Origin of the sequence: Denitrificimonas halotolerans, assembly GCF_034259425.1 — a bacterium.
GTDB classification, from domain to species: domain Bacteria; phylum Pseudomonadota; class Gammaproteobacteria; order Pseudomonadales; family Pseudomonadaceae; genus Denitrificimonas; species Denitrificimonas halotolerans.
In genome coordinates, this window is sequence record NZ_JAXIVU010000026.1 from 17,723 (window position 1) to 29,420 (window position 11,698).

Below are 11,698 nucleotides of genomic sequence, written 5' to 3' on the forward strand. Positions count from 1 at the left end.
TCAGCAGTCCAGTGGATTAGGCTTATTTGCATCAATACCAAATTTTTCCATGGCATCAATCATCACTTGTGCATCCAGCTGCCCTTGGGCAACCAGTCCTTCTAGTGCTGCTAAGACAACCCAGTAACGATCCACTTCAAAGAAGTGACGTAACTTCTTACGTGAATCACTGCGACCAAAACCATCTGTACCCAATACTTTATACTGCTCTTGCGGCACCCACTGACGTACTTGATCTGCATAGAGTTTCATATAGTCAGTTGAAGCAACTACTGGACCACGTCGGTCTTGTAAGCATGTTTCAATGTGTGACAAACGCATCTCTTCACGCGGATGTAAGCGATTCCAGCGCTCTACGTCTAAGCAGTCACGACGTAATTCGTTAAAGCTCGTGACACTCCAAATATCCGCGCCAATACCAAACTCATCACGAAGAATTTTAGCTGCTTCACGTACTTCCAACAAAATCGTACCGCTACCTAACAACTGGACATGCAAATCACTGCTGCGTTTGTCCTCTTCGAGCAGGTACATACCGCGAATAATATCCTCTTCGATACCTTCACGATCAGGCATCGCAGGCTGCTGATACGCTTCATTCATCATAGTGATGTAGTAGTAGCGATCCTGCTGTAACTCCAGCATTTGACGTACACCCTCACGGATAATCACCGCCATTTCATAACCATAGGCAGGATCATAAGAGTGGCAGTTAGGAATAGTGCCAGCCAAAATATGACTGTGACCATCTTGGTGCTGCAGACCTTCACCGTTCAAAGTTGTACGGCCTGCAGTTCCACCCATTAAGAAACCTCTAGCACGAATATCACCGGCAGCCCAAGCTAAGTCACCAATGCGCTGGAAACCAAACATGGAGTAGAACGCGTAGAAGGGTAACATTGGTTGGTTGTGGTTACTGTAAGCCGTAGCAGCCGCAACCCAAGCTGACATCGCACCAGCCTCAGTAATGCCCTCCTCTAGAATCTGACCTTTTTTCTCTTCTTTGTAGTACATCACCTGGCCATGGTCGACCGGCTGATAAAGCTGCCCTACCGCAGAGTAAATACCAAGTTGGCGGAACATACCTTCCATCCCAAAAGTACGCGCCTCATCAGGTACGATTGGAACGATACGACTACCTAGATCTTTGTCTTTGAGTAATTGTGCAAGAATTCTGACAAACACCATGGTGGTGGACACTTCACGCTCACCACTGCCATCTAAAATGGTTTTTAAAGTCTCCAAGGGCGGTGTTGGAATACTCATGCTCTTAGTTCGGCGCTGCGGTACAAAACCACCCAATGCCTCACGACGCTCTTTAAGATAACGAATCTCTGGGCTGTTTTCTGCCGGACGGTAAAGCGGTAGACTTTCAATGTTCTCGTCAGATACAGGAATATCAAAGCGATCACGGAAACCTTTTAAGCTTTCCAAATCAACTTTTTTAATATTGTGAGCGATGTTTTGCGCTTCTCCAGTACCAGTACCATAGCCTTTAATCGTTTTAGCTAAGATTACCGACGGCTGCCCCTTATGATTTACCGCTGCATGGTAAGCTGCATACACCTTGAATGGATCATGGCCACCTCGATTCAGTTTCCAAATCTCATCATCGGTTAAGTCTTCAACGAGTGCTTCTAAACGTGGATCAGTGCCGAAGAAGTCTTTACGTACGAAAGCACCATCATTAGCTTTGTAGTTCTGATAGTCACCATCTAAAGCCTCGTCCATACGGCGCTGCATTACACCATCAGTGTCTTTTGCAAATAATGGATCCCAATGGCGACCCCAAAGCACTTTGATGACATTCCAGTCAGCGCCACGGAAGTTACCCTCAAGTTCCTGAATGATTTTACCGTTACCACGTACAGGTCCATCAAGCCGCTGCAGGTTACAGTTAATCACAAAGATTAAGTTGTCCAGTTTTTCACGACCCGCAAGGGAGATCGCACCTAAGGATTCCGGCTCATCTGTCTCACCATCACCTAAGAAACACCAAACTTTTTGCTTACCTGGCTGAATAAACCCGCGGTGCTCAAGGTACTTCATAAAGCGCGCTTGATAAATAGCCTGAATTGGACCTAAGCCCATAGATACCGTAGGAAACTGCCAATAATCAGGCATCAACCATGGGTGCGGATAAGATGACAAACCCTGACCATCGGTTTCACGACGGAAACTATCAAGCTGCTCTTCGGTTAAACGCCCTTCTAAAAATGAGCGCGCATAAATACCTGGTGACGCATGCCCCTGATAATAAATTAAGTCACCGCCGTGCTCCTCGGTCGGTGCCTTAAAGAAATAGTTAAAACCAATGTCATATAAAGTCGCGCTGGAAGCAAAGGTTGCAATATGACCACCTAAATCTGGATCAGACTGGTTAGCGCGCATAACCATTGCTAAAGCATTCCACCGCACTAGCGAACGGATGCGGCGTTCCATAAACAAATCACCCGGCATACGTGCTTCGTGAGTCACAGGGATTGTATTACGGTAAGGCGTTGTAATGGCATGTGGTAGACGTACGCCATCTCGACTGGCTAACTCACCCAATCGTGATAAAAGATAATGAACGCGTTCTTCACCTTCATGCGCTTGGACAGATTCCAAAGCATCCAGCCATTCTTGTGTTTCCACCGGATCTAAATCGTGCATGTTTCGCTCCCAAACTGAGGGTCTATTTGATGATGGACCTATATGTGCTTCATGTCTTGTGAACAGTCAGCCCATGGCACAGCAAAGTCATCTTAATGTTATTTTTTCTTCTTCCTGTAGTTTTACTACATAATAGCGTGCGAGTCAGCAACTATCTTATAGTCCTTTAGGCGAAGTCATATGAGAACACTCTATTTTATGAAATTTCAGGTATCTTTGTAGACACCCTTGGTACGACTACGTTCAGGATTGCGCATGACCCCTTTGTTACTCGAATCTCTTCCTTCCAGCCTATTGCTATTACAACAAAAGGCGCAACGTGCATGGGCTCAAGCCCTGCAAGAACAACAAATTACCAACCCTGCGTGGTCAGAAAACCGATACCAAGAATTTATTCGTGTATGCACACTGAGTGACTTTGTTCTTAATCAGGCTGTACGTGATCCACAAATGCTGATCGACCTAGTCGCTTCTGGGCAGCTTGATCGATCTTTGGTGCCAGGCGAAATACGTTATCAATTGAGTGAGCATCTCCTTGACTGCCCAGACGAAGCAAGCCTGCACTTACATTTACGCAAATACCGCAACAGGCAACAAGTGCGTATCATTTGGCGTGACCTCATGCGTCAATCTGAACTGGGTGAAACCTGCCGTGACTTATCTGCCATGGCCGATGCGTGTACTGATTTAGCCTATCAATGGCTGTACTCGCAACACTGCCAGCAGTTTGGCACACCCATTGGTCGCTACAGCAAACAACCTCAACACTTGGTTGTTCTTGGCATGGGTAAGCTCGGTGCCTATGAACTCAACCTGTCCTCCGATGTAGATTTAATTTTTTCTTATCCAGAAGGTGGAGAAACAGAAGGTGCAAAACGCAGCCTCGATAACCAAGAGTTTTTTACCCGCCTAGGTCAAAAACTGATTAAAGCATTGGACACCATCACTGTGGATGGTTTTGCTTTTCGCGTTGATATGCGTTTACGCCCGTATGGATCCAGTGGCCCACTCGTGTTCAGTTTCATTGCCATAGAGCAGTACTACCAGAATCAAGGTCGTGACTGGGAGCGCTATGCCATGATCAAAGCTCGAGTAGTTGCCGGTGACCAAAACGCCGGCGCTAGCTTACTGCGTATCTTGCGCCCTTTTGTATATCGTCGTTATCTAGACTTCTCAGCTATTGAAGCCTTACGTTCGATGAAGCAGTTGATCCAACAAGAAGTGCGACGCAAAGATATGGAAGACAATATCAAGTTGGGGTCTGGCGGTATCCGTGAAGTTGAATTTATTGCTCAAGCATTCCAATTGATTCATGGCGGCCGCGATCTCAGCCTACAGCAACGCCCACTCCTGAACATCCTCGATACATTAGCTGCCCAAGGTTATATGCCATCGTCCGATGTCACCGAACTCAAAGACGCCTACCGCTTCTTGCGTTACACCGAGCACGCTCTACAGGCTATCGCTGACATGCAAACCCAAAGTTTACCGGACACCCCACAAGAGCAAATCCGCCTAGCTTGTATCATGGGCTTTGATGACTGGACAACTTTTTTAGGACAACTGATGTATTGGCGTAAACGCATTGAGCATCATTTCCGCGGTGTGATTGCAGACCCCGACGAGGACGAAGATGACTGCATTATTGGTGGCGAATGGCTCCCCGTCTGGGAAGATACCATTGCCATTGATAGCATCTACCGCCAACTGGAAGACGCAGGCTATGCTGACAGTAAGCTCGCTTGGCAACGCATTGTTCAGCTACGTGAAGGTAGTCAAGTACGAGCCATGCAACGCTTAGGCAGGGAGCGCTTGGATGCTTTTATGCCGCGTTTTTTATCACAAGCAGTTGAGCACGATAATCCAGATTTAGTACTAGAGCGTGTGCTGCCTCTCATTGAAGCAGTCGCTCGCCGTTCTGCTTATTTAGTCTTGCTAACGGAAAACCCTGGAGTCTTGCTACGTGTCATCAGTTTATGCGCTGCCAGCCCGTGGATTGCAGAGCAACTAACCCGCTTCCCCGCCCTACTCGATGAATTACTCAACGAAGGACGCTTATACAGCCCACCTCAAGCCCCAGAGCTCACAGCAGAACTGCGTGAGCATTTGCTGCGCATCCCTGAAGAAGATGTTGAACAACAAATGAACGCTTTGCGCCACTTTAAGCTAGCTCACCGCTTACGAGTGGCTGCATCTGAAATTGCAGGCACCTTACCTTTAATGAAAGTCAGCGATTACCTCACTTGGCTCGCCGAAGCAATTCTTGAACAAGTGCAGCACCTTGTCTGGAATGAAATGGTACGCAAACACGGTCTACCTAAACGTCTCGATGGTAGCCCCAGCGAGTTGGACTTTATTGTGGTGGGCTATGGCAAACTCGGAGGCATTGAGCTAGGCCATGGCTCTGACCTTGATTTAGTCTTTATCTACGACTGCGACCCTTTAGCGGAATCCGATGGTCCCCGCCCAATCGATGGTGCACAATTCTATACTCGGATGGGACAACGGATTATTTCCATGCTCACAACCCGTACCACAGCTGGCGGACTCTATGATGTCGATATGCGTTTAAGACCTAGTGGTGATTCTGGTTTACTAGCCTCATCCTTAAGCGCATTTGAGCGCTACCAAGAAGAACATGCTTGGACTTGGGAGCACCAAGCTTTAATTCGTGCCCGAGTTTTGGTCGGCAGCCCTAAATTAGCTCAGGAATTTAACCAAGTTCGTTTGAATATTTTAGGTCGACAGCGTGATTTATCCACATTACGTGAAGCAGTCAGCGAAATGCGCGCCAAAATGCGGCATAATCATGGTTCTAAAACCACCCAAGGTGGTTTGAGCCCAAATGCATTTAATGCTGAAATGCCTTTTGACCTTAAGCAAGATGCTGGTGGTATTGTTGACATCGAATTTATGGTGCAATATGCCGTTCTAGCTTGGTCATGGCAATATCCACAACTGGTAACCTATACCGACAACATCCGTATTCTTGACGGTCTCGCCGCCGAAAACCTGTTTAGTGCCCACCATGTGCGCATGTTACAGGAGGCTTACAAAGCCTATCGTGCTGCAGCTCACCGTCTAGCCCTGCAAAAACAGCAAGGTGTGGTTGAAGGCAATTTATTTGTTGACGAACGTCACTCCGTGATGGACGTCTGGCAAGAGCTGGGCTTAAGTTATTTGTAATCAGATTCTTCATATTATTTTCAGGAGCACGCAACAATGTCGATGGCTGATCGTGATGGTGTTATTTGGTATGACGGCGAAATGGTTGAGTGGCGTAACGCAACCACGCACGTTCTAACTCACTCATTACACTACGGCATGGGTGTATTTGAAGGCATTCGTGCCTATAAAACACCAAAAGGCACCGCAATTTTCCGTTTACAGGCACACACAGACCGCCTGTTTGAATCTGCACACATCATGGGCATGAAAATTCCGTACACCAAAGATGAGGTCAATGAAGCCATCATCACTGCTGTGCGCGATAACAATCTCGATAGCGCCTATATTCGTCCTTTAGCCTTCTACGGCTCTGAAGGTATGGGTATCCGTGCCGACAACCTCAAAGTTCATCTGATTGTTGCTGCATGGCACTGGGGTGCATATATGGGCGAAGAAGCCTTAAAAGCAGGCATCAAGATTCGTACCAGCTCCTTCACTCGCCACCATGTCAACATCACCATGACCCGTGCTAAGTCCAGTGGCGCCTATGTAAACTCAATGTTAGCGCTACAAGAAGCTGTATCTGCCGGAGCAGATGAAGCTTTATTACTCGACCCTGAAGGTTATGTTGCTGAAGGTTCTGGCGAAAACATCTTTATTGTTAAGGATGGCGTGATTTACACTCCTGAAGTCACTGCCTGCTTAAATGGCATTACCCGTAATACCATTTTAGCCTTAGCTAAAGAGCGCGGCATCGATATCGTAGAAAAACGTATTACTCGCGACGAAGTTTATATTGCTGATGAAGCTTTCTTTACTGGTACAGCAGCCGAAGTCACACCTATTCGTGAGCTTGATGGTCGTCAGATCGGTATCGGTAGCCGCGGCCCTATCACCGAAATACTACAAAAAGCCTACTTTGACCTAGTGACCGGTGAAACAGACGCTCACCCAGAATGGCGCACACTGATTAGCTAAGATTTCAGCTCATCAAAAAAGCCCGCTAAAGTTTACACTTTGCGGGCTTTTTCAATCTGAAAGAAACACTTAAGGTTTTAAGCTTTTTTTCGCATAAATATCATAACGACTGGATTTACCATCTAAGCTATAGCTCGGTGCGGGCCCCTCTATGGTCGGCGCTTTACGCGGCCGTTTCACCACCACTCGATGACTGGCTAGAGACAAAGCAGCTGCTAGCAAGTCAGCAGCATCTTCATCAGCACCGACCAACGGTTTAAATAGCCGCATTTCTTTTTTTACTAAAGCACTCTTTTCGCGACTGGGAAACATAGGATCCAAGTGAATCACCTGTGGTATCTCTCCCACCCAAGAACGCATCAATTCAATAGCATCACCAATCAACAGCGGCATACGCTGCACAACTCTGGCAATATCCATATCTAAACGCGCTCGACGCAAACCATCCTGTAAGAGCACAGCCACGATTGGATTACGCTCAATCATCTGCACTTGGCAGCCTAAACAGGCCAGCACAAAAGCGTCACGCCCCAACCCCGCAGTGGCATCTAAGATGTTCGGGCGCACCCCTGACTGAATGCCAACAGCCTTAGCAATCATCTGCCCGCTACCACCACCAAACTGACGTCGATGAGCTAAAGCTCCCTCAACAAAGTCTACTCGGATAGGTCCGGGTGCTGAATGGCCCAACTCTTGCAATTGCATGCCATCTGCACTGACCTGCAAAGCAAAGTCAGCATCACCGCTTAACGGTAGGTCTAAATCCTGCGCTAACTGCACAGCCTGTGCTTGATCAGCTACAGTCATCGCATCCACTCGTATCAAAATCGACGTGGTCACACTGGAATCGAACATAAAGCCTAACTTTAAAGTCTAATGTGATTGTTTTGGCGTAGCCACTTGATCACGTAAATACACAGGTTGAGCTTCGTGCGCACTCATTACTTCACCACGCAGCCACTTAGCTTGGGCCAAGGTTAAAATGTCCTCAGCATGGGGCAACAAAGTGACACTGCGAGCATACACTGGCACCGTGATACGGTCAGCATAGGTTTGCCATCCAGTACCCGCAGCAAACCACTCACCTTGCGCATTGCGAGGTAATGCTGCCATTTCTGGTGCCAATACTGCCTCTACGCCTTGCAGTACGACCTCTCCGTCAGTTTGTGCATAACAACCCCAGTATACTTCATCCATGCGCGCATCAATGGCCACTGCAACTTGCTCAGCCCCCTCTTCGCGATAAGCGCGTTGAGCAATCGCAGCTAAGTTTGAAACCGGCAAAACCGGTCGCTCTAAGGCAAAAGCCAAACCCTGGACCACACCCACAGCAATGCGTAAACCAGTAAAGGCTCCAGGCCCACAACCAAAAGCAATGGCATCAATAGCAGATTTATTTACACCTGCTTCGGTCAGCACTTCACTGATCATTGGTAAAATTTGTTGTGCATGTAAACGGGGAATCACGGCGTAACGGCTGAACACTTGACCGTTGTGTAATAACGCAACGGAGCATGCTTCAGTGGCCGTATCCAGTGCCAGCAAAGTAGTCATGAGCTTTCGTCAAATAATTAAAAAAAGAAATTGTAACAGGGGCAATGCTAAGAAGGGAAAATAGCACTTATAGCAAGAATGCATTCACTGTTACACCGGTTAGAATCATTGTAAAAGCGAATGCATTCCCTCAGGCAATTAGTTCAGTGCAGCTAACACCTGTGCAGTGATCTCTTCAACCGTACCAACACCCTCAATAGTACTGTACTTTGGTGTGCCATTGACCGCCGACAATTCTTGGTAAAAAGCAATCAGAGGCTTAGTTTGTGAATGGTAGATCGACAAGCGGTGACGCACTGTTTCCTCTTTATCATCATCACGCTGAATCAGATCCTCACCAGTCTCATCATCTTTACCAGCAACTTTAGGCGGATTGTGCTCAATGTGATACGTGCGACCTGATGCTGGGTGCATACGACGCCCTGCGATACGACCAACAATCTCCTCATCGTCCACAGCAATTTCAATAACATGGTCAATCTCAATACCTGCATCACGCAAAGCTTCAGCCTGTGGAATCGTGCGTGGAAAGCCATCAAATAAGAAACCATTCGCGCAATCATCTTGGGCAATACGCTCTTTAATCAGACCAATAATAATATCGTCTGAAACTAAGCCGCCGGTTTCCATCACATTTTTAACCTGCAAACCAAGTGGGCTTTCAGCCTTAACTGCAGCTCGCAACATGTCACCAGTAGAGATTTGCGGGATACCAAACTTCTTAGTAATAAATCCAGCTTGCGTGCCCTTTCCAGCACCAGGTGCCCCTAACAAAATCATGCGCATTATTATATTCCTCATATCAGCATTACTATTAGAAAAGCGATGAACAGCGCAGGTTTAATACAGCTCTGCTCATTAAAATTGTGCGGCTTTATAAATCGCAAAAGCATCCAAGATACACATACGCCTTTAGTCGCACAAGAGAAATATCCAACTCAACCTGTAAAATGTGATGGCCAAGCACAGCTTTTAAAATACTATACCGATAAGGCCGAGCAGAGTGTTCAAGGTACGACACAATGACGCAGTGCACTCTTGCCAAACTATTGCTTTTATTACAAACAGTTCAAAATGAACCACCACGCAAAAACTGATACAAAACCAATGCACCACCAACACTGGTGCTTAAGAGCTGTGGCAGCTAAACTTCACAGATCCAATTACAATAAGAGGTCTGATTATGGATTGTTTATTTTGTAAAATTGTTGCCGGCGATATTCCCGCCAATAAGCTCTATGAAGATGAACATGTCGTGGCGTTTCATGATATTTCACCGCAAGCGCCAGTACATTTTTTAGTGATTCCTAAAAAACATATCAGCACGCTGAATGACATAACAGAAGATGATCGATTTTTAGCGGGCCATATTCTTTACACAGCGCAACGCCTTGCTAAAGAACAAGGTTGTGAAGAAGGCTTTCGTGTCGTCATGAATACGAACAAAAACGGCGGTCAAACAGTCTATCATATTCACTTGCATGTCCTCGGACAGCGCCAACTGGAATGGCCTCCAGGCTAACTGATCATCAAGTCTGAATGATTTTTTTAGAGCTTAAAACTGCTATTTAACAGGAGTCAAATATGTCATATCAACGCCACTATTCGCCCATCGATCGTTTGTTATTACAAGCGGATTCGGCTTTGCGCACTTTGGTTCCTAATAGCAATACTGCAACTCGACCTTCACCGGCGATTGTTGAGCCTCAAGGCAACTTAACAGCAGATGAAAAACAACACATCGCCGGCCTCATGCGTATTAATCATACTGGAGAGGTCTGCGCACAAGCGTTATATCAAGGGCAGGCACTGACCGCAAAGTTGCCAAACATTCGTCAGCAAATGGAGCAGGCTGCCGATGAAGAAATCGACCACTTAGTTTGGTGTGAGCAACGCCTACAACAGCTCGATAGCCGTACAAGCCTATTGAACCCTTTATTTTACGGTTTATCTTTTGCAGTCGGCGCCACTGCTGGTGCTCTGAGTGACAAAGTGAGTTTAGGTTTTGTCGCAGCAACTGAAAATCAAGTTTGCAAACACCTAGATGAGCACTTGCAACAAATTCCAGATACAGACCGTAAATCCAGAGCCATTTTAGAACAAATGCGCACTGATGAAGAAGAGCATGCCATCAATGCTTTAGATGCTGGCGGTTACCATTTTCCTGCACCAGTTAAATTCGGCATGAGTCTCTTGGCGAAAGTGATGACTAAAAGCACTTACCATCTTTAACACAAACCCAACAAAACTCCCCAACCGCATAAAGTGGTGGATAGTTCATACATAGAAAAGGTACTTTTATGAGTGCCTTTTCTCTAACTATCGATACAACGTTTAACGGTTACTTTGCACCATATTGCGACCATAAAAGATCTCTAACATCTCATGACGTAAGCGCTCTTCTACTTTGCGGCGCTGTTCATAAGACAGGTTGCGCGTCGCATCTCCAAACAAATAGTCATCCAGCTCAAAATCTTGCCGTAACATTTTCGTATGAAATAAATGTTCTTGATACACATTTACATCGGTCATTTGATAAGCGGCACGAGTATCCTTGGAAAGGTAGTTCTGAATTGAGTTAATCTCATGATCGATAAAATGCTTGCGCCCTTCCACATCCCGTGTAAAACCACGCACACGATAATCAATGGTGACAATATCCGAGTCAAACTGATGAATTAAATAATTTAATGCTTTAAGGGGCGAAATCACCCCACAAGTTGACACATCAATATCTACCCGAAAAGTCGACAGCCCATCAACGGGATGAATTTCAGGATAGGTATGCACGGTAATATGGCTTTTATCTAAATGCGCTAAAATAATGTCTGGTAATGGTCCTGGCGACTCTTCAATCTGACTAGCTGTCGGCTCTACCGGTTCCTCTGAAATTAAAATCGTTACACTTGCACCTTGAGGCTCATAATCTTGGCGTGCAATATTGAGTATATTGGCACCAATGATATCAACCACATCTGTCAAAATCTGTGTAAGACGCTCTGCATCATAGGATTCGTTGATATAAGCCACATAAGCTTGCTGATCATCAGGCGTGCGCGCATAACTGATGTCATAAATGTTAAAGCTCAAGGTCTTCGTGAGATTGTTGAACCCATGCAGTTTTAATTTACTGGTCAACGTTAAACTCTCTTTATTAATGCGGTTAAGCCGCTTTATCTAGCACTTTAATAACTGTACGTTATTAACACCCAAACTCATTGACATCCTCCCCGACCTAAAGGACGGGGATTCCTACTGCTAGACGACCATGCCCGGCCGCGAGAATGTTACGTGCCGCGTTGATATCGCGATCGTGGGTGACACCACACCCACTGCACGTCCA

At 46.3% G+C, this 11,698-nt stretch carries 10 protein-coding genes; 4 read left to right on the top strand and 6 right to left on the bottom strand.

The window, feature by feature from the left end:
* The gene (gene aceE / locus TOI97_RS12365; protein WP_321554444.1) at positions 1–2,655 is read right to left on the bottom strand and encodes a pyruvate dehydrogenase (acetyl-transferring), homodimeric type; all 2,655 of its coding nucleotides are present in this window, start codon (positions 2,653–2,655) and stop codon (positions 1–3) included.
* 255 nt (positions 2,656–2,910) lie between these two features.
* On the opposite strand from aceE, the gene glnE reads away from it, so the two are divergent.
* On the top strand, positions 2,911–5,841 hold the full coding sequence (gene glnE / locus TOI97_RS12370) for a bifunctional [glutamate--ammonia ligase]-adenylyl-L-tyrosine phosphorylase/[glutamate--ammonia-ligase] adenylyltransferase (RefSeq protein ID WP_321554445.1): 2,931 nt from the start codon (positions 2,911–2,913) through the stop codon (positions 5,839–5,841).
* 36 nt (positions 5,842–5,877) lie between these two features.
* The gene (locus TOI97_RS12375) at positions 5,878–6,801 is read left to right on the top strand and encodes a branched-chain amino acid transaminase (protein WP_321554446.1); all 924 of its coding nucleotides are present in this window, start codon (positions 5,878–5,880) and stop codon (positions 6,799–6,801) included.
* A gap of 69 nt (positions 6,802–6,870) precedes the next feature.
* Here the strand turns inward: TOI97_RS12375 and TOI97_RS12380 are convergent, their stop codons facing one another.
* The 3 genes from TOI97_RS12380 to adk all read right to left on the bottom strand — a co-directional run bounded on the left by TOI97_RS12380 (position 6,871) and on the right by adk (position 9,141).
* Positions 6,871–7,656 carry a class I SAM-dependent methyltransferase gene (locus tag TOI97_RS12380; RefSeq protein ID WP_321554447.1) on the bottom strand — a complete coding sequence of 262 codons (786 nt, stop codon included), beginning with the start codon at positions 7,654–7,656 and terminating at the stop codon, positions 6,871–6,873.
* An 18-nt stretch (positions 7,657–7,674) separates the two neighbouring features.
* Positions 7,675–8,355, bottom strand: coding sequence for a tRNA (adenosine(37)-N6)-threonylcarbamoyltransferase complex dimerization subunit type 1 TsaB (gene tsaB / locus TOI97_RS12385; RefSeq protein ID WP_321554448.1), 681 nt, complete (start codon positions 8,353–8,355; stop codon positions 7,675–7,677).
* Between the two features lie 138 nt (positions 8,356–8,493).
* A complete protein-coding gene (adk, locus tag TOI97_RS12390) occupies positions 8,494–9,141 on the bottom strand; it encodes an adenylate kinase (RefSeq protein WP_321554449.1) in 648 nt (215 codons plus the stop codon).
* 397 nt (positions 9,142–9,538) lie between these two features.
* Between adk and TOI97_RS12395 the strand changes: the two genes are divergently transcribed.
* Together TOI97_RS12395 and coq7 are read left to right on the top strand one after the other, a co-directional pair.
* Positions 9,539–9,877, top strand: a complete 339-nt coding sequence (locus TOI97_RS12395; protein WP_321554450.1) for a histidine triad nucleotide-binding protein — start codon at positions 9,539–9,541, stop codon at positions 9,875–9,877.
* A 62-nt stretch (positions 9,878–9,939) separates the two neighbouring features.
* Positions 9,940–10,587: a 2-polyprenyl-3-methyl-6-methoxy-1,4-benzoquinone monooxygenase gene (coq7, locus tag TOI97_RS12400; protein ID WP_321554451.1), complete on the top strand. Its 648-nt coding sequence runs from the start codon at positions 9,940–9,942 to the stop codon at positions 10,585–10,587.
* A gap of 102 nt (positions 10,588–10,689) precedes the next feature.
* On the opposite strand, the gene speD is transcribed toward coq7, so the two are convergent.
* A complete protein-coding gene (gene speD, locus TOI97_RS12405; RefSeq protein ID WP_321554452.1) occupies positions 10,690–11,493 on the bottom strand; it encodes an adenosylmethionine decarboxylase in 804 nt (267 codons plus the stop codon).
* Positions 11,494–11,590: 97 nt separating this feature from the next.
* On the bottom strand, positions 11,591–11,698 hold a 108-nt coding region (locus TOI97_RS12410; protein WP_321552891.1), incomplete at its 5' end, for a zinc ribbon domain-containing protein.

Bases quoted from the DNA above. Each gene is read 5' to 3' on its own strand.
- coq7 (WP_321554451.1), top strand. From the start codon at position 9,940: ATGTCATATCAACGCCACTATTCGCCCATCGATCGTTTGTTATTACAA.
- glnE (WP_321554445.1), top strand. From the start codon at position 2,911: ATGACCCCTTTGTTACTCGAATCTCTTCCTTCCAGCCTATTGCTATTA.
- TOI97_RS12375 (WP_321554446.1), top strand. From the start codon at position 5,878: ATGTCGATGGCTGATCGTGATGGTGTTATTTGGTATGACGGCGAAATG.
- tsaB (WP_321554448.1), bottom strand. From the start codon at position 8,355: ATGACTACTTTGCTGGCACTGGATACGGCCACTGAAGCATGCTCCGTT.
- aceE (WP_321554444.1), bottom strand. From the start codon at position 2,655: ATGCACGATTTAGATCCGGTGGAAACACAAGAATGGCTGGATGCTTTG.
- TOI97_RS12395 (WP_321554450.1), top strand. From the start codon at position 9,539: ATGGATTGTTTATTTTGTAAAATTGTTGCCGGCGATATTCCCGCCAAT.
- adk (WP_321554449.1), bottom strand. From the start codon at position 9,141: ATGCGCATGATTTTGTTAGGGGCACCTGGTGCTGGAAAGGGCACGCAA.
- TOI97_RS12380 (WP_321554447.1), bottom strand. From the start codon at position 7,656: ATGTTCGATTCCAGTGTGACCACGTCGATTTTGATACGAGTGGATGCG.